Consider the following 15,529-nt stretch of genomic DNA (forward strand, 5'->3'; position numbering starts at 1 on the left):
TGCATGGGTACCTACTATGTGACATTCGTCGATCTTTTCTCCAAAGAGGTCGGCTTTTTTGTGTATACAAAAGTAGGAGCGTGAGACCGATGTCTTGGCACTTAGTAACTGACGCACAACTTCCATTTCATATGCAAATACGCATTCTTAAACAATGCGTTCCTCATATTACGACGATTCACGTGAGGGACAAACAAGCCTCATTGCAACGTTTGAAACAACAGATTGACCATATGCTTCGCTTAGGGCTTAGAACAGACCAAATGATCTTGAACACACATGCCGAAGCTGCTGCAGCTTGGGGGCTAAAAGGGGTGCACTTGCCCGCAAACAGCGGCTATCGCATTCAGGAGCTTAAAGCGAAACATCCAGATTTGATGATTGGTGTGTCTGTCCACTCTAAAGACGAAGCACTCACGCAGGCTGAAGAAGGGGCAGACTACCTCTACTTCGGTCACGTCTTCGAAACGAACAGCAAATCGGGAATCACCCCACGAGGGTTGGCACAGCTAGAAGATATCACACAACACATGAGCGTACCTGTCTATGCGATTGGTGGGATTACACCTGAAAACTTACGAGACGTACAAAAAGCTGGAGCCTCTGGTGTTGCCATCATGTCCGGAGTATGGTCATCCGAAAACCCTCGAGTGGCTTCCCAAACTTATGAACAGTACGGGAAGGATCGTGCGACCCATGAAGCATCCAACGTATGACCTGCTTATTGTCGGTGCAGGCATCATTGGCTTATCCACCGCTTATTATGCAGCCAATCACGGGCTGAAAACGGCGATCATCGACCGAGCTCAGCCGGGTTCTGGCACAACAGCTGCCGCAGCCGGAATGCTCGGAGTGCAAGCAGAGTTAGAAGGGCCGTCCGAACTTTATCCGCTAGCCAAACAGAGCCGCGAACTATACGCGCACCTGAAAGATGAATTGGCTGAACTTACCGGTACAGACATTGGTTGGACACGCTCAGGCGCACTCAAACTTGCCTTTGATCAAACCGAAATGAGTCACCTAAAGAACATCCAATCGTGGCAAAAGCGCGAAGGGGAACACGTTGAGTATGTGGACCAAGAAACATTGCAACGCATCGCACCCGCTGTTTCGCCTGAAGCGATCGGCGGATTGCACTTCCCGAACGAGGCGCATATCCAACCCGTTCAAACCGCGCGGGCGCTCACACAAGCCATCGTCTCGAAAGGCGTCGACCTGTACTTGGACACAACTGTAATCAAACCACTCATTAATGGTGTAGAGACGACATCAGGCACCTTGCACGCCGACCAGCTCGTCATCGCCACAGGCGTAGACACCTTGCCAGAACTGGATGCTCTTTGGGACGTGCATCCGATAAAAGGGGAAATTGTGAAGGTAATGACCGATCGAGCAGCCGTGCAACAGACGCTCTTCTATAAAGGAATGTACGTTGTTCCAAAGCCAGATGGGGAGCTAATTCTCGGGGCGACGTCCGAAGCCTCGCGCAACCGAGACGTCACGGTGCACGGCGTTCAACAATTGCTCAGTCAAATCACAACGCTCATCCCTTCTCTAAAGCATGCGAAAATTACGAACATGTGGGCAGGACTTAGGCCACAATCGACAACAGGCCTTCCTTTCATCGGTCCACACCCCGCTCAACAAAACTGTTGGCTTGCTGGCGGACACGGGCGCAACGGCATTCTACTCGCACCGATCACCGGCAAGCAAATCGTACAACAAATCATGCAAGATTCTGTTGCGTTGCCAACATTTCAACCGAAATATGGAGGGATCCCACATGGAAGTCACCATCAACCAACAAAAGCGTGAACTGCCAAACCACGTGACCACTATTGAGCAGTTGCGTGAACATTTCGGACTGCAAAACACGGTCGTCATGATCGAGCATAACGGCGCGGCACTATCTGTCGACGAGCAAAACGATACGCATATTACTGCAGGTGACCAGATTGAGATGGTTCGCTTTGTAGGAGGAGGATAAACGATGTTAACGATCGGAAACTACACATTCACGTCGCGTTTATTATTAGGTACAGGGAAATATCCAAATGCCGATATTCAAAGGGAAGCCGTCAAAGCATCTGAAACGAACGTGCTCACATTTGCGCTAAGCCGCATTGACCTAGACAATATCGGACCTGATCCGATTGAACAATTGGACCGGAATGACTTTACACTTTTGCCAAACACCGCAGGCGCAAAAACAGCTGAAGAGGCGGTTCGATTAGCTCGCCTCGCGAGGTCTTCAGGCATTTGTGACATGATTAAAGTCGAAGTGATTGGTGACCCGCCAACGCTTTTGCCCGACCCCGTTGAAACGTTAAAAGCTACCGAGATTTTGCTAGCCGAAGGATTTACCGTACTCCCGTATCTGTCAGATGACCCGATGCTCGCACTTCGAGCTGAACAACTCGGTGCACATGCAATCATGCCAGGCGCTTCGCCAATTGGGAGTGGCCTTGGCATCACCAACCCGTACAACTTGCAACTGATCATCGAAAAAGCAAACGTTCCGGTCATCGTTGATGCCGGCGTCGGCGCCCCACATGATGCGGCCGAAGCGATGCAATACGGAGCGGATGCGGTGCTGTTGAACAGTGCGGTGTCAAAAGCGAATGACCCGGTTAAAATGGCTGAAGCGATGAAGCTTGCCATTCAAGCTGGACGCCTCGGCTTTGAAGCTGGACGCATCCCCGCACAAAAGTATGCAAGTGCGAGCAGTCCCCAGGAAAGCTGGGCGAAGAAATGACACGCTATAGTCGTCAAGAACGCTTTAAGCCCATCGGTGAACAAGGGCAGCACAAAATCCGAGCGTCTCACGTCTTAATCGTTGGCGCCGGAGCCCTCGGTACAGCTGCGGCTTCGACCCTTGTACGCTCCGGCATCGGCACGTTAACACTCGTGGACGGAGACTTTGTTGAACTTCACAACCTTCAGCGTCAACAATTATTCACCGAACAAGACGCCGACGATCATCGTGCTAAAGTGAAAGCCGCCGCAGAGCGGCTCAGACAAATTAATTCATCGGTTCTTATACACGAAGCTTTTGCCGAACTAAATGCAGCAAATGTCGACGAGCATATCCAAAACGTCGATGTGATTGTGGATGCAACAGACAACTTTGCAACGAGAATGCTCATTAACGATGCGGCGAGGAAGAACCGAATTCCTTGGGTGTACGGAGGTGTATCGGGGAGCTATGGCGTTTCAATGCCTTTCTACCCTGACCAGTCTCCGTGTTTTCGCTGTTTATCTCCTTATATTGGAGAAGATGAGGATTGTGACACGAACGGGGTGTTAGCGACGGGCATCCAAATTGTCGCCGCTCATCAGGCGACACAAGTGCTGCGAATGCTCGTCGGAGATGTGCAGACGCCGAAGTTGTACACGTTTGACGTGTGGAAGGCGGAGTCTTCTTACGTTGCAGTTGCGAAGTTGGCGATGATTTCATGCGAAACGTGCGGCCCGGAGCCTTCGTACCCTGCGCTCCGTGAGCGCCCTCGGGAGAAGCATATTCAATGGATGTGCGCGCGGACGGGGGTGCAAGTCCGCCCTGCTCAGGCTTTACAACTAGATTTCCCGGATAATCTAAATGCGGACAAATGGCAGTATAAGCGCTTTCCTGATCTATCGACATTCCGTAAAGACGGACGGCAAGTCATCTTGTTCAAAGATGGAAGGGCGATGATTCGGGGGGTGCAAGATACGGAGGAAGCGGAAGCCATTTATGATGAAGTAGTGGGGCTAACTATACCTTCTTGAAATATCCATGCCGTGTACAGTCGACTACTCATTATAAAGGACTGCCTCCCTTTTAGGCAGTCCTTATACTTTAAGCCAATTTTCTTATTGCGATTATATATTTATAATTGGGTAAGTGCCGCAATCCATGGAGTTAAATTTAAGCTCACATCACTCGTGCTTAATATTTCTCCACCAACGAGAGGGTTGGATACGTTCTGTTCTCTAAAGTTTATTGGTGGTCCTTCAACAACCGACCCATAACCAGCGGTGAATCCTCCATATGCAGAACCGTTGTCTTCATCTTTAATAATAAGATAATACGGTGTATCTACTTGCATTAAATACGGAGTTACTAACGGCAACACGAACAAACCGCCTGGTAATTGCTCTGTAAAGTTCGCTGTTGTTGCAACAACTTGAGCCGTAGCATTTGACGTAGGCAAGGCAATCGCTAATTGGAACTGCCCGGGTACTCCCGATTGCGTAATATAACAAGCGAGACGGTCAACAACGACAGGGTCTTCACTGTTGTATATAATTCCTCCTAGCAATTCATTATTCCCAGCCCCTACGTTAAACGGAATTTGTGTGTTGACTGTTCCGAGTGTAGTTGTTTGTAAAAAAACCGAACCACTGCCCCCACCACCCGTCGGGCCCGTGCCGGGTGCTCCTGTCGGACCCGTTGCTCCGGTTGGGCCCGTGCCAGGTGCTCCTGTCGGACCCGTTGCTCCGGTTGGGCCCGTGCCAGGTGCTCCTGTCGGACCCGTTGGTCCGGTTGGGCCCGTGCCGGGTGCTCCTGTCGGACCCGTTGGACCGGTTGGGCCCGTGCCAGGTGCTCCTGTCGGTACGGTTGGACCTGTAATTCCCGTTGTTCCCGTTGGAAATGTTGGTGTTGTTGGCGTTGTCGGGACCAATCCACCTGTACTTACACCTAATGACCCATTGATTAAGTTGTTATTTATTCGAATAGAGGACTTTGAATGATTTCCTAAGTGACAGTCTTTTTCTTTCATGAATATCCTCCTATGCTGAACTTAATAACAGGATATGTAATGGTATGGCTTTTGTTAGCTTCTAAGCATTATACTTTATTCTTAGACATTAAAAACTAGCCAAATTATCGTATAGATTTGGCTAGTTTTTGTTCCTTTATTTCGCAGTATAACCATCGTCAACAGCTAGTTGAGCTCCTGTAATGAATTGTGCTTCATCGGAAGCGAGAAACAAAACGGTGTTTGCCACGTCAATGTGTCCACCTTGAAGACCAATGGAATGTTTGGCGCCTATTTTATTTTTATAACTTCCAAGCCCTCCTTTCCCCGAGCCCCAAGTTCTTTCACTAGCGGAGTGAGAACCGTTCCAAGATGTACTGAATTCACACGAATTCGGTCCGGTCCATAGCTAATAGCGTCTTCATGTAGTGGGAATGAGGATGTCGAAGGCGCTTGTTCGCGTTCTGCGTCCACGTTCATTTAATATATACTGGAATTTGGTGATCTAGATCACTTCCTACCAACTGTTACTCCTCCATCTATAACAAAACTGCCCCTCCTATAGCTCCGGTTAAAACGATCAGCCACGGCGGCAATTTCCAGTAAACGAGCATAAAGAACAGAATAGCCGCAAATGCGAATTCGAGAGGGCCAACGATTGCGCTTGTCCATATTGGTGTATAAAACGCAGCGATAAGTATGCCGACAACTGCGGCGTTCACACCCATTAACGCTGCGCGCGCCGCGTCGTTATGGCGCAGTGTATTCCAAAATGGTAACGCCCCTAGAATAAGCAGAAAAGCGGGTAAGAAGATTGCCGCCGTTGCGACGAGTCCCCCCGCCCATCCTCCGAGATCTGCTCCAATGTAGGCGGCGAATGTGAACAATGGTCCCGGCACAGCCTGAGCCGCACCATAACCCGCCAGAAAGCTTTCTGCACTAATGAGACCCGTCGGAACGAACTCTCTTTCTAAAAGAGGTAAAACGACATGTCCACCACCAAAAACGAGCGCGCCTGCACGGTAGAAGCTATCGACGACGCCGATCCACATGTTCGTGCTTAGCTGGCTGAGCATAGGTAAGCCAAGGAGCAGCACGACAAACAATGCTAGGCAGATCGCACCAAACCGGCGTGATAGTGGAAGCGATAAGTTCACCGTCTCTTCTTTTGCTAACCGCTCCCCTCGATATAGACAAAAGCCGACGACTGCAGCAGTGATGATCACGACGATCTGAATCATAAAGTGAGGAATTAAAAGTGTGAGTACGAGTGCACCGAGAGCGATCGCTTTACAAGTCATGTCTGGTGTTAAGTTGCCAGCCATGCCTAGAATCGCATGAGCAACGACGACAACAGCTACAATTTTTAAGCCTTGAATAAATCCAGCATCAAGCACTCCGTAAGATTGGGCAATGTACGCGAACACGATGAGCAACACGACAGAAGGCAGTGTAAAACCAACAAAAGAAACAAACCCACCGACAATTCCCCCTCGTGCAACGCCGATGCCGATTCCTACTTGACTACTTGCAGGTCCTGGTAAGAACTGACTTAACGCAACGAGGTCAGCGTAGCTTTTCTCATCCATCCACTGCCGCCTTCTCACATATTCTTCATGGAAATAGCCCAAGTGAGCAACGGGCCCTCCAAACGATGTTAATCCGAGTCGAAAAGATACAATTAAAATTTCTAAAAGCTGGCGCACAATCTGTCTCCTTTTACGCAATATAATACAAACGGTAAACGACGCTTCGCCCCCGATCAATTCTTTCTAGAAATCTTAACAAAAGCTTTACATCTTGCCGGCCTCATAATTAATGATTCGAAATTTTAAGCAAATAGTAGACAGTCACAAGAGGATACACAAGACCTATGATAGGTGCAACCGCAAACAGGTAAACGTTCACACCGAGGCTGACGAGCAGAAATTCGATGAAGATTGGCAACGGAAGTAATGCCGTGATGAATGCGAGCCATGCCATAAGGTGGCGCAAACTCCGGTAAATCGGCTCAGCATTCTCTTTAGTAACAGGCGTTGGGATGTTCGTCCATTTGGTATACGGATTTAACCACCTTCGCAACATGAGTAACAAAAGAGCAAGGACTGTAAACGTAACACTCATCCATAAATTGGAACTGGGCGCTCCGTAACTGTACCCATTGATCCCCCAATGAACGACGACAGGGCCGGAGAACACGAGCCACATCCAGATCGAGCCTCCCCATAATAAAAGGAGGCTGCCCACCACACCGGCAGTCAACCTTCTTTCAATTGGGCGGATTACATAGTTTTGATCTAGTTGCTTCTTAGCGCTTAGCACCCGTCCCACCTCCATAAAAATCAAACATATCGGGATCGACGTTTACATGAGCAGGGGCTTCGTGCGCGCGCCCAGCCGCTCTTAAAAAGATGTACGTTTGCTCATTCTCGATCGTTTCGCTGTGCCCGCGCTCATAAAGCAGCGCTTTCCCTAGAATGTATTCTTTTTTGCCTGATTCACTCAGTACGTTTTGTTGGATGAGGTACCCCCACATGACAAGTGCTGATACGATTAAGCCCGCACCTGCGAAGGCAAATCCATTGCTTTGTGCAAAAAAGAAGACGACGCCGACGGATGCAAAAGCAATATTTGCGAGTGTATTGGCGATGACGACTGGGCTTTGCCGGTTGAACCAGCCGCGACGAAGAAATCGCTCTTGATATAATTTCCCTTGTTCTAAATAGGCACGTTTGAAGCGCTCTTGAAAGGCTTTGTCCTGTTTTATTCGGGATTTGACTCGCTCCGGTTCAAATGTACCTGGTGTCTCACTCAATTTGGTGAACACGAGCTGAACGAACGGTTTTTCGTAATCGAAAAGCCCTTCGTCATGAACGAGAACAAAAACCCCGTCCCGTTCCTCGACATGGCCACGCCGAATGAGGTCGACGAAGAGCGCGTGTTGTACGTTCGGGGTAAACAACGCTTTTCGTTTCGTGATGAGCGCCAGCTCTACCGGATTACGTTCGTTAAGTGCTTCAGCGGCTCCGGTATAGTTTTTCGATTCACGGGGCGTTCGCTTAAATTGGAAAAGCGCCACGAGTAAGTAGATGAAATAGAGTGGAACGGTGATGAGCACAAGCGTCGTCATCGACGCGTCCTGAAAGCCATCAGCCGCAGCTTGCGCCCCAGGAACGCAGCCACTGGCGAGCACAATGAAACTTAGCGGTACAATTCGTTTACTCAAGAATATCGTCCTTTCTAAGAGTTAGATCGGCTAAAGCTAAATGTAGCAAGAATGATGAGAATGGTCGTAAATCCAACAATGAAAAGAATCTCTCCTGCTGGTGTTACAGGGATGCCAAAGAAATCCAGGTTTAACCCCATTTCTTCATACACTTCTGCACTCAAGTTCTCCACATCAATCATAATATGTTTCATTAAGTCTACGCCGTATGTAACCGGGTTTAGTGTGACGAGAAAATCGACCCATGCCGGCATATTGTTTAATGGAAATAATGCCCCTGACAAAAAGATCATCGGCATCACGAGCGCATTAACGACGAGTTGAAACGCTTGTGTTGATTTTAAAATGCTCGCCACGAGTAATCCTAATGACGCAAACGTACACGCCAGCAAAAACATGACTGGCAAGACGAGGAAAAACGAAACTAAATCAATACTTACGCCGAGTACTGGCATGAGAATAAATAGCATCAACCCTTGCATAAACGCGACCGTTGCTGAGCCGAGCATCTTCCCAATCGCGATGTTCACCCGGGAAACGGGCGAGACAAGTATTTCTCGCATGTACCCAAAATCCCGATCTTGAATGATCGATAGTGATGAAAACACCGACGTCATGAGTAACGTCATGGAAACGATGCCGGGAAAGATAAACTCGACATAATTAAACTCAAGGTCCCCGCCGACAGCTGAACTCATCAACGATTCCATAGAGCCGCCCATACCGACACCGAACACGATGAGCAATAAGACCGGCATCGTCATCGAACCGAACAGTCGGGCTCGATCTTTAAAAAACTTCAAGACGTCACGCTGCCATATGGCAATCATTCCTTCCATATGCTCCCCCTCCTTCTAGTCTCTAATCGCTCTTCCGGTAAATGATAGAAACACATCATTGAGCGTCGGCTTGCGGATGTCCAAACCGGTCAGTGGTGTTTCTAGTTGCTTTATGAAGTCCGACACGAATGCGTCACTATTTTCGACTTTGCAATGAATCGTATCTTCAACAATCGTAGCGTCAACCACATCAAACTTTGTTTGAATTTCTTCAAGAGCACGCGCATTATCCGCTGTCGTGAGCTCAATAATATCTCCACCAAGCTGCTGTTTTAACGCTTTAGGCGTGTCTATTGTAATGATCTCACCGCGATCCATGATCGCCACCCGGTCACTAATTTCCGCCTCATCAAGATAGTGGGTCGTAAGAAACATCGTAATGTTCTCTTTCTCTTTAAGTTTGAGAATGTAATCCCAAATGTGAGCTCTCGTCTGTGGGTCGAGGCCAACCGATGGTTCGTCAAGAAACAATACTTTCGGATAGTGCAATAACCCTCTTGCGATTTCTAACCGGCGCTTCATCCCTCCGGAGAATTTCTCAACGGTACTGTTTAGGCTATCGGTCAAGTCAACGATCTCTAACACTTCATCAATCCGTGCCTTTCGTTTTGACCTCGGCACACGGTACAACTTGCAATGAAGCATCAAGTTCTCTTTAGCCGTTAATTTTTCATCGAGTGTATTCTCTTGAAAAATAATTCCAATGCTCTCGCGAACTTTGTTTTTATGTTTAGTCACATCATACCCATTGATAATGACAGAACCGCCAGTCGGCTTGAGCATCGTTGAGAGAATGTTAATCGTCGTGCTCTTCCCTGCCCCATTCGGTCCGAGAAATCCGAAGATTTCCCCTTTATCCACTGTAAATGTACTGTCTTTGACCGCCTGAAAGTCTTTATATGATTTGCTTAAGTTCTTTACTTCAATCACGACGCTCACCCTTTCTGCGGAACCAATCTGCATTCTCATCCATATGAACAAATGGTAGGTCGGTATCAACAACTCCGTGCACCTTTGCGCCTTCTGCATCGGTCCCGAACAACCACGATTCAAAGTCAAATTTCTTCGGTGTCTGATTCCCTCCAATGCCAATCCAAGCACACATCTTCTCCGGCTCATAAAGGGATGTGTGAATCGTCCCTGACCAACTGCTATATTTTAGGGAAAAAATGTCTTCTTCAGGTGAGTTTAATAGTGCGAACGCATCTTCAGCTGTTTGCACATCCGCCTGTTTCATTAGATCTAGACGCCGGTGGGAATCATCTAAGTTAAACCGGTTCTCTTCGGTTAACCGTTCGAAATGGTTCGTACACGCATCTGCAGACCGGGCTTCTACACCTCGCGGTGAACTTTCGATAACGACCATTCCGTCGGTCTGGTCGTAGACGATATAGCTAAACGAGTGGCGATGAGGCATGGCACGTACACATTCTACCGCTTCGGTTACATCTGCACACGTCTCAAGAATGATGCGACCAATCATCGTGCAGATGAACCCGTCCCCTGGCTTCTTTCGGTTCGTCAAGTTATAGCCCATCGCCAGTCCTTTTTCATTCATGCCATCCATTCTACCGGTAATTCGTTGACTCGGTCCAATCGTTGCGTAGCCCCCATCTGTCGGCTGGTAAAGCACATAACGGCCATCATACGTTTTTGGATGATAGTCGTAATTACGTACAAGATATGTATCACCAGACAGGATGGAACATCCGGAGCGCTCATCGTTCACCCGGTAGCCGCCAAACTCTTGCAACACTTTTTCCATCGACCAATCCAAGCTGTCGCGAAGACCGTTCAGCTCTTCCCAAATGTGTGGCGCCAATTTCATGAATACTTCTTTCGTCTCTTCGACATCAATTTGAAACCTAGGTTGCCGGACTTTCCATTGATTCTCGCGATTCACAAGCGTGAGTGAACGCCTGAGTTTCTCACCTTGCAGCACTCCAAAATCATAGTGACTGCCACGGTATTGAATGAGATCACTATATACTTCCTTCATTTGATTTCCTCGCTTTGTGTGTCGTTCTCTCTATTGTAGAGCATTTACCTTGATAGCTGAAATATATCGAATTACTTGTAATTCTCTTCCAATCTAGTATGATTTAAAGATACAAAAATATCATTGGGGGTCAAAATGAAAAAATTACAAACCATTCTAGCAGTTGGTGCTACCGCAGTTCTACTCACTGCATGTGGAGACGACACAGACGAGACAACTGAAGAAAATGATGGCGCAGAAACTGAAGAGAATGGCGAGGACAACGTTGAGGCAAGTGATAGTGAACCTGCAGGTGGTCCAATTTCTATCAGCCATAACAACTACGCAGAAGGTATTGTAAAAGCCGAATTTTTCCGACAAGTTCTTGAAGAAATTGGTTACGAACCGACAACCTCTCTTGTAGAGAAAGCATTCTTGTTCTCTGGCTTAGAAAACGAGGAGATTGATTTAGGGATCTCTGCTTGGCTACCACACACGGATCAACAATTCCTCTCTCTTGACTCTGACAATATTGATACGTACGAAGAGGGTGTCATGTATGAAGGTACAGAAATGGGACTCGTTGTACCCGAGTATATGGAAGACTTAAATACAATTGAAGATTTGAACGACTACGTGGATGAACTAGATGGCATTATTACCGGTATCGACCCTGGCGCCTCCCTTTCCGACATTACACAAAACGAAATTCTTGATCACTACAACTTGGACGATTTCACATTACAAACCTCTTCAGAACAAGCCATGATTGCAGAATTAAACAGTAAATACAACAATGAAGAGCCGATCGTCGTTACCCTTTGGAGCCCACACTGGACATTCGGGGAATACGACATGAAATATTTAGAAGACCCTGATCTCATTTACGGAGAAGGCGACAACATGTACTACATGACCCGCCCTGGTCTTGGCGATGAAGACCCAGGATTAATTGAATTCATGAACCGCGTCATCTTTACCGATGACCAACTGTCAGAAATGCTCGTCCTGTTTGCCGAACTTGACGACGAACAAGCCGCCGCCGAGCAATGGATCGAAGATAACCGCGATCTCGTTGATGAGTGGATCGAAGGCTAAAGTATTTGGAGAACCCAATTTGAGTCACCATTCTCCTAAGTAAATTCAAAACCGATTCACCCATCGGCACCTGGGGTGCCGAAACAAAACCGCCTCTTACATGTCAACATGTAAGAGGTTTTTCAATTAGGGGGGCGGGCTAGGCGTCGGGGTGATCTAGATCATGATACTCCTAAATTATCCCAGGGAGGTGACGGGCAGAGGGTGTATTGATTTTGTGTACCGATTTTCGGTACTATGCTTCCAGCATTTGGATTCCTGATGCCGGTACCTGGCTCTTTTCGGTACTACACTTCCAGTATTTGGTTTACTAATGCTGGTACCTGGCTTTTTTCAGCACTACGCTTCCAGCATTTGGATAACCAGTGCCGAAATATATACTGCCCATATTCAGTGGGGAAGGGGATGAACAATTCCCCGAGTTAAGGGAGACGTGATGCAAATGTTTGTATAGCTTGTAGTAGGGTATTGATGAGTAGAATACGTATTCTAGGAGGGATTTCCTTGCATTACGGAGAGCACGCCATCCACGCACATTACATGACGATCTTAATTTTTTTCTTTTTAGGCATCATGTTCTTGTTACTGTATCCACTATTGAAAGAACGGAGCAAAGCGCTAGGTTATACCGCACTCACGAGCGGACTTGTAATAATGCTTTGCAGTCTGTATTTCGTCATTAAACATATGAGTGGCAGCGGCGAAGAGGTATTGCGATTATTCCGTATTTTCTAAGCGGGAACGCTAAGGTGGGGATCGGATGAAATCATTAAAATGGAGTGCAGTTACGCTATTTATTGTCTTATGCATTCTTACAGTGATTAAGCTTTATCAAACGTTTACGTACGAATACGGTGACCCGATCGATTCTTGGGTAAACGTGGCATTTTCGCTCGTTGCTGCGCCTACGTCTTTCCTCGCCATCTTGCATGCGTACGTAAATCCTGCAGATCGGATGAACAAAGGATGGTTTATTGCTTTTTGCCTCATACCCGCGGTATTTTTAATTAGTGGAATTCATTCGTTAGTGCTGATGCTGAATTGAAGGCACGTTATTAACCCCTCATTTCAGCACATGGTACGATTTCATCTCTTTGACTACACCTTTATTGGAGGCACTTGAAAAGGTAAGCACTTCACAAAAATAAAGAGCAGAATCGTCTTGATAATGGACAATACCATCAATGGATGCAAATTTCCCGTGGGTAATGACAAATGAAACCTGAACGTCAGTTAACTGTTGATCGTTCTCATCCAAGCGGCTCACAATCTGGTCGACGCCACGTAACTCTTCACTCGTTGCAATGTTGATCCAAACAGCCGATTCGCTCACATTCGTACGAATCGTATCCTCGTCCTTCGCTAAGAAAGCTACGATCAAGTCAATGACAATCTTTTTTCGTGGGGCATTATCGCACCCCTTCGGAATGGTCATTGTGACATTCGTTAATGGATCCAAACCCAGATCACCTCCACAAATCGCATGGTTATGACGGACTAAGCTCGCTCCATACGTCGAATTTATTCCCATTTGGATCAAAGAACACAAAGTTTCGTCCAGCATGACCCCGGTTTTCAATGTGTCTAACCTTAATATCATTCTCTTTAAATTCTTTATGCAAAGTTTTTAACGATTCCAATCCGTTTACTTCAAATGTTAAAGAAAAGCATTCCTCACCATAAACATCAATAAAATTAGACGTTTGGCCTTCACTTGACTTAACTAAGAACATACTTTGGTTAGCAAGGTTTAATATCGCTTTATCCCCATCTATATATGTGAGGTTTGCGCCTAATTTAACCGTATACCACCGGGCTGATGATTCAACATTGGCTACGGGAATGTACGTCGTTCCAACTCTTACTAATTTTTCGTCCAAAATTGTTACCTCCACTTGTAGTATTCCTTGCTCCGTTTGCCTTTAAGTGAATCCGATCTTCTTTATGTTCAACATATTAAGGCTACAGTCCACCAATCATGCAACTCTCTCCACACACGGCCCATCACGGTTTGCTTAACGAAAGAACATGCGCCAAGTCTTCTTCCGTTAACGAGTGATTTAGCTTTTGTTCTAACGTGCTATGAAGTTGCATTAATAGCTCTTTCCCCGTTTTTGTTAGGCGAATCGCATATCCTCTTTTATCATGATCTAGGGAATGCTTTTCAATAATGTTCAATTGCTTGTATTTAATCAACCGCACAATCATTCTAGACAGCGCACTTGGGCTTAGTTCCATCAATGTTTGCAATTGCGATTGTTGCAATTCTCCTTCGTCAGCTTCTCCAAGGAAGTAAAGCAAGTAAAAATCATTCATTCCTAATTGATACTCTTCCATTAAAGTGTGATTCATTGCTTTTAAAATTCTCGTATGAAATTTCGAATAGTTCATCCAAGCATCAATAATGTTAATTTCCTCCACCTCCATTCTTAAACTCATGTGCTAGCCATATAGACCGCTATACTTACAAAAATATAATGATTGTTTATAATTCTATCATACGGGTATATATTTGCATGCGCAAACAAATAAATAACAGGAGTGATTGAATGTCTCTAATACAAACACCTTATACACTAAAAGGTCTAAAGCTAAAAAACCGGATTGTTATGCCTCCGATGTGCCAGTATTCGGTAGAAGCCGAAGATGGGGCTCCTAATGATTGGCACTTTGTACACTACGTATCCCGAGCTGTCGGTGGTACAGGTCTTATGATTATGGAAATGACGGGTGTAGAGCCTGACGGACGAATTACGGATCAAGATTTAGGCTTATGGGACGATGCTCAAATTCCTGCGTACGAACGAATCATTACGGAAGTTCATAAGCATGGCACGAAAATGGGTATTCAAATTGCACATGCAGGCCGGAAAGCCGAAGATGCTCCTCAACCCGTTAGCCCATCGAGCATTCCAGTTGACGTTATTCCAGAAGAAACGAAGAATGGCACATTAACTCCTCCAAGAGCATTGGAGACACATGAAGTAAAACGGATCATATCAAGTTTTAAAGAAGCGGCAGAGCGTGCCGTAAAAGCAGGGTTTGATACGATTGAGTTGCACGGTGCCCATGGGTATTTGATTCACCAATTCATGTCACCTAGTATTAACAACCGTACAGATGAATACGGAAACTTATCCAAGTTTGGTGTGGACATTATAAAAGCTGTAAAATCCGTTATGCCAGAACAGATGCCCTTAATTATGCGGATTTCAGCCATTGAGTATATTGATGGCGGGTATGACGTCGATCATTCCATAAAAATAGCAAAAGAGTATCAAACCGCAGGCGTAGACCTCTTCCACATCTCTACAGGCGGTGAAGGGCTGCCAGGGAAAAAGAAACCATTGAATACCCCTGCTTATCAAGTGCCTTATGCTAGGAAATTTAAAGACAACCTGAATGTACCGGTCATCGCAGTAGGAAGGTTAGAAAACCCACAAGTGGCAGAGTCTGTTCTTTCAAACGGGGATGCTGAATTAGTAGCCATTGCCCGCGGGATGCTGAATGACCCTTATTGGGCGATGCACGCCATTAAAGACATTCATAAAGACGTCACCCCTCCAAAACAGTATGGTCGGGCAATTCGATAAACACATACGGGAGCAAGCATCATTTGCTCCCGTATCATTTTTTGTAAAGAAGC

19 protein-coding genes and 1 pseudogene are annotated in these 15,529 nt (G+C 46.5%); 9 read left to right on the forward strand and 11 right to left on the reverse strand.

Features of this window, described 5'->3' with window-relative positions:
* Nucleotides 1-89 precede the first annotated feature (89 nt).
* Genes ACE1TF_RS14785 through ACE1TF_RS14805 form a run of 5 tightly spaced genes read left to right on the forward strand, consistent with a single transcriptional unit; the run spans nucleotide 90 to nucleotide 3,768 of the window.
* A complete protein-coding gene (locus ACE1TF_RS14785; RefSeq protein ID WP_375017862.1) occupies nucleotides 90-716 on the forward strand; it encodes a thiamine phosphate synthase in 627 nt (208 codons plus the stop codon).
* The gene (gene thiO, locus ACE1TF_RS14790) at nucleotides 697-1,815 is read left to right on the forward strand and encodes a glycine oxidase ThiO (RefSeq protein WP_375017864.1); all 1,119 of its coding nucleotides are present in this window, start codon (nucleotides 697-699) and stop codon (nucleotides 1,813-1,815) included. Before ACE1TF_RS14785 ends, thiO begins: the two co-directional genes overlap by 20 nt.
* Complete coding sequence (thiS, locus tag ACE1TF_RS14795) at nucleotides 1,784-1,987, forward strand: sulfur carrier protein ThiS (RefSeq protein WP_238544818.1); 204 nt, start codon at nucleotides 1,784-1,786, stop codon at nucleotides 1,985-1,987. The genes thiO and thiS overlap by 32 nt, the downstream gene beginning before the upstream one ends.
* A gap of 3 nt (nucleotides 1,988-1,990) precedes the next feature.
* Nucleotides 1,991-2,755, forward strand: a complete 765-nt coding sequence (locus ACE1TF_RS14800; protein WP_375017866.1) for a thiazole synthase — start codon at nucleotides 1,991-1,993, stop codon at nucleotides 2,753-2,755.
* Complete coding sequence (locus tag ACE1TF_RS14805) at nucleotides 2,752-3,768, forward strand: ThiF family adenylyltransferase (protein WP_375017868.1); 1,017 nt, start codon at nucleotides 2,752-2,754, stop codon at nucleotides 3,766-3,768. The genes ACE1TF_RS14800 and ACE1TF_RS14805 overlap by 4 nt, the downstream gene beginning before the upstream one ends.
* Nucleotides 3,769-3,869: 101 nt before the next feature.
* On the opposite strand, the gene ACE1TF_RS14810 is transcribed toward ACE1TF_RS14805, so the two are convergent.
* The 8 genes and pseudogenes from ACE1TF_RS14810 to ACE1TF_RS14845 all read right to left on the reverse strand — a co-directional run bounded on the left by ACE1TF_RS14810 (nucleotide 3,870) and on the right by ACE1TF_RS14845 (nucleotide 10,806).
* Nucleotides 3,870-4,763, reverse strand: coding sequence for a hypothetical protein (locus ACE1TF_RS14810; protein WP_375017870.1), 894 nt, complete (start codon nucleotides 4,761-4,763; stop codon nucleotides 3,870-3,872).
* A gap of 136 nt (nucleotides 4,764-4,899) precedes the next feature.
* Nucleotides 4,900-5,043 (reverse strand): annotated as a pseudogene (locus ACE1TF_RS14815) (SDR family oxidoreductase); the annotation flags it as partial.
* A 238-nt stretch (nucleotides 5,044-5,281) separates the two neighbouring features.
* Complete coding sequence (locus tag ACE1TF_RS14820; RefSeq protein ID WP_375017872.1) at nucleotides 5,282-6,448, reverse strand: chromate transporter; 1,167 nt, start codon at nucleotides 6,446-6,448, stop codon at nucleotides 5,282-5,284.
* Nucleotides 6,449-6,557: 109 nt separating this feature from the next.
* Nucleotides 6,558-7,064 (reverse strand): hypothetical protein, encoded by a 507-nt coding sequence (locus tag ACE1TF_RS14825; protein WP_375017874.1) that lies wholly within the window; start codon nucleotides 7,062-7,064, stop codon nucleotides 6,558-6,560.
* Nucleotides 7,051-7,968: a DUF2207 domain-containing protein gene (locus ACE1TF_RS14830; protein ID WP_375017876.1), complete on the reverse strand. Its 918-nt coding sequence runs from the start codon at nucleotides 7,966-7,968 to the stop codon at nucleotides 7,051-7,053. Before ACE1TF_RS14830 ends, ACE1TF_RS14825 begins: the two co-directional genes overlap by 14 nt.
* A gap of 14 nt (nucleotides 7,969-7,982) precedes the next feature.
* Nucleotides 7,983-8,807 carry an ABC transporter permease gene (locus ACE1TF_RS14835; protein ID WP_375017880.1) on the reverse strand — a complete coding sequence of 275 codons (825 nt, stop codon included), beginning with the start codon at nucleotides 8,805-8,807 and terminating at the stop codon, nucleotides 7,983-7,985.
* Between the two features lie 15 nt (nucleotides 8,808-8,822).
* On the reverse strand, nucleotides 8,823-9,737 hold the full coding sequence (locus ACE1TF_RS14840) for an ATP-binding cassette domain-containing protein (RefSeq protein WP_375017882.1): 915 nt from the start codon (nucleotides 9,735-9,737) through the stop codon (nucleotides 8,823-8,825).
* Nucleotides 9,730-10,806: a C45 family autoproteolytic acyltransferase/hydrolase gene (locus tag ACE1TF_RS14845; protein ID WP_375017884.1), complete on the reverse strand. Its 1,077-nt coding sequence runs from the start codon at nucleotides 10,804-10,806 to the stop codon at nucleotides 9,730-9,732. Before ACE1TF_RS14845 ends, ACE1TF_RS14840 begins: the two co-directional genes overlap by 8 nt.
* A gap of 135 nt (nucleotides 10,807-10,941) precedes the next feature.
* Here ACE1TF_RS14845 and ACE1TF_RS14850 point away from each other — a divergent pair, with 135 nt between their 5' ends.
* From ACE1TF_RS14850 to ACE1TF_RS14860, 3 genes are all read left to right on the forward strand, one after another.
* Entirely contained in the window at nucleotides 10,942-11,883 is a 942-nt protein-coding gene (locus ACE1TF_RS14850; protein WP_375017886.1) for a glycine betaine ABC transporter substrate-binding protein, read from the forward strand.
* A gap of 471 nt (nucleotides 11,884-12,354) precedes the next feature.
* Nucleotides 12,355-12,618: a hypothetical protein gene (locus ACE1TF_RS14855; RefSeq protein ID WP_375017888.1), complete on the forward strand. Its 264-nt coding sequence runs from the start codon at nucleotides 12,355-12,357 to the stop codon at nucleotides 12,616-12,618.
* Nucleotides 12,619-12,643: 25 nt separating this feature from the next.
* Nucleotides 12,644-12,928 (forward strand): hypothetical protein, encoded by a 285-nt coding sequence (locus tag ACE1TF_RS14860; RefSeq protein WP_375017890.1) that lies wholly within the window; start codon nucleotides 12,644-12,646, stop codon nucleotides 12,926-12,928.
* 18 nt (nucleotides 12,929-12,946) lie between these two features.
* On the opposite strand, the gene ACE1TF_RS14865 is transcribed toward ACE1TF_RS14860, so the two are convergent.
* From ACE1TF_RS14865 to ACE1TF_RS14875, 3 genes are all read right to left on the reverse strand, one after another.
* Nucleotides 12,947-13,342, reverse strand: coding sequence for a hypothetical protein (locus ACE1TF_RS14865; protein ID WP_375017892.1), 396 nt, complete (start codon nucleotides 13,340-13,342; stop codon nucleotides 12,947-12,949).
* A 28-nt stretch (nucleotides 13,343-13,370) separates the two neighbouring features.
* Nucleotides 13,371-13,763, reverse strand: a complete 393-nt coding sequence (locus tag ACE1TF_RS14870; RefSeq protein ID WP_375017894.1) for a VOC family protein — start codon at nucleotides 13,761-13,763, stop codon at nucleotides 13,371-13,373.
* A gap of 124 nt (nucleotides 13,764-13,887) precedes the next feature.
* The gene (locus tag ACE1TF_RS14875) at nucleotides 13,888-14,322 is read right to left on the reverse strand and encodes a MarR family winged helix-turn-helix transcriptional regulator (RefSeq protein ID WP_375017896.1); all 435 of its coding nucleotides are present in this window, start codon (nucleotides 14,320-14,322) and stop codon (nucleotides 13,888-13,890) included.
* Between the two features lie 110 nt (nucleotides 14,323-14,432).
* On the opposite strand from ACE1TF_RS14875, the gene ACE1TF_RS14880 reads away from it, so the two are divergent.
* Nucleotides 14,433-15,476 carry an NADH:flavin oxidoreductase/NADH oxidase gene (locus ACE1TF_RS14880; protein ID WP_375017898.1) on the forward strand — a complete coding sequence of 348 codons (1,044 nt, stop codon included), beginning with the start codon at nucleotides 14,433-14,435 and terminating at the stop codon, nucleotides 15,474-15,476.
* Nucleotides 15,477-15,529: the final 53 nt, after the last annotated feature.

The sequence above is a fragment of the Geomicrobium sp. JSM 1781026 genome (assembly GCF_041949955.1).
In the GTDB taxonomy this organism is placed as follows: Bacteria; Bacillota; Bacilli; order Bacillales; family Marinococcaceae; genus Geomicrobium_A.

What these genes read in the sequence shown, in the direction of transcription:
- ACE1TF_RS14855 (WP_375017888.1), top strand. Translation starts at nt 12,355, where the DNA reads ATGAGTAGAATACGTATTCTAGGAGGGATTTCCTTGCATTACGGAGAG.
- ACE1TF_RS14805 (WP_375017868.1), top strand. Translation starts at nt 2,752, where the DNA reads ATGACACGCTATAGTCGTCAAGAACGCTTTAAGCCCATCGGTGAACAA.
- thiO (WP_375017864.1), top strand. Translation starts at nt 697, where the DNA reads ATGAAGCATCCAACGTATGACCTGCTTATTGTCGGTGCAGGCATCATT.
- ACE1TF_RS14850 (WP_375017886.1), top strand. Translation starts at nt 10,942, where the DNA reads ATGAAAAAATTACAAACCATTCTAGCAGTTGGTGCTACCGCAGTTCTA.
- ACE1TF_RS14810 (WP_375017870.1), bottom strand. Translation starts at nt 4,763, where the DNA reads ATGAAAGAAAAAGACTGTCACTTAGGAAATCATTCAAAGTCCTCTATT.
- ACE1TF_RS14785 (WP_375017862.1), top strand. Translation starts at nt 90, where the DNA reads ATGTCTTGGCACTTAGTAACTGACGCACAACTTCCATTTCATATGCAA.
- ACE1TF_RS14860 (WP_375017890.1), top strand. Translation starts at nt 12,644, where the DNA reads ATGAAATCATTAAAATGGAGTGCAGTTACGCTATTTATTGTCTTATGC.
- thiS (WP_238544818.1), top strand. Translation starts at nt 1,784, where the DNA reads ATGGAAGTCACCATCAACCAACAAAAGCGTGAACTGCCAAACCACGTG.
- ACE1TF_RS14880 (WP_375017898.1), top strand. Translation starts at nt 14,433, where the DNA reads ATGTCTCTAATACAAACACCTTATACACTAAAAGGTCTAAAGCTAAAA.
- ACE1TF_RS14800 (WP_375017866.1), top strand. Translation starts at nt 1,991, where the DNA reads ATGTTAACGATCGGAAACTACACATTCACGTCGCGTTTATTATTAGGT.
- ACE1TF_RS14875 (WP_375017896.1), bottom strand. Translation starts at nt 14,322, where the DNA reads ATGAGTTTAAGAATGGAGGTGGAGGAAATTAACATTATTGATGCTTGG.
- ACE1TF_RS14845 (WP_375017884.1), bottom strand. Translation starts at nt 10,806, where the DNA reads ATGAAGGAAGTATATAGTGATCTCATTCAATACCGTGGCAGTCACTAT.
- ACE1TF_RS14835 (WP_375017880.1), bottom strand. Translation starts at nt 8,807, where the DNA reads ATGGAAGGAATGATTGCCATATGGCAGCGTGACGTCTTGAAGTTTTTT.